Here is a 741-nt window from a genome sequence, read left to right on the forward strand (position 1 = left end):
GCCCCGGGGCTCACGCATGCCGCACGCCGTCTCCTAGCGTCGACGCCAGGGCAGCGCCTCCTGCTCGTCGCCGCCGGCGTCCATGCGCTGGAGCGCGGCATTGACCGACTCACCGATCGCGGCGAACTGGGTCACCTGCTCCGGGGTGAGGGCGTCGAAGACGGCTCGGCGGACCGCCTCCACATGGCCGGGTGCCGCGCGCTCCAGGAGGCGCATGCCCTCCTCGGTGAGGACGGCGAACTGGTTGCGGCGGTTGCCGGGGTCCTCGCGGCGGTCGACGTACCCGGTCTCCTGGAGCCGGGTCACGGCGTGGGTGAGCCGGCTTCGGGTGATCTTCAGGCGTTCGGCCAGCTCGGACATGGTCAGGCTGTGGTCCTTGACCGAGGACAGGTGGACGAGCAGGGTGTAGTCGGCGTGGGTCATGCCCGCATCGCGCCGGAGCTGGCGGTTCAGATGGTCGGCCAGGTGCGTGGAGAACTGGACGTAGGCGAGCCACGCCCGTCGTTCCTCGGGGTTCAGCCAGCGTGGCGTCGTGGTCATGCGCGCACTGTAACCACTTACGTTTTAATGTTCAAACCTCTCTCGGGTGCGCGTCCCCGGTGCCGCAGCCGACTCTCTCCGGCGTCCCGGAGCGGTGGGGGGGGGCGCCGGGGGCGGCGTGGGGCCCGGGACCGGGGCGGGGGGCGCGGCGCGGGGGGGGGCGGCCGGAGGGCCACTCGCGGCGCGCCGCGGGGGCGGTGT

Annotated in this window: 1 protein-coding gene; it reads right to left on the bottom strand. The window is 73.1% G+C overall.

Annotated features, from left to right (window positions below; genetic code table 11):
• Window positions 1-33: 33 nt before the first annotated feature.
• On the bottom strand, window positions 34-540 hold the full coding sequence (locus tag ACFWXC_RS50530) for a MarR family winged helix-turn-helix transcriptional regulator (RefSeq protein ID WP_384490660.1): 507 nt from the start codon (window positions 538-540) through the stop codon (window positions 34-36).
• Between the last annotated feature and the right edge of the window lie 201 nt (window positions 541-741).

The sequence above is a fragment of the Streptomyces sp. NPDC058683 genome (assembly GCF_042716195.1).
In the GTDB taxonomy this organism is placed as follows: Bacteria; Actinomycetota; Actinomycetes; order Streptomycetales; family Streptomycetaceae; genus Streptomyces.

Bases quoted from the DNA above. Each gene is read 5' to 3' on its own strand.
- ACFWXC_RS50530 (WP_384490660.1), bottom strand. From the start codon at position 540: ATGACCACGACGCCACGCTGGCTGAACCCCGAGGAACGACGGGCGTGG.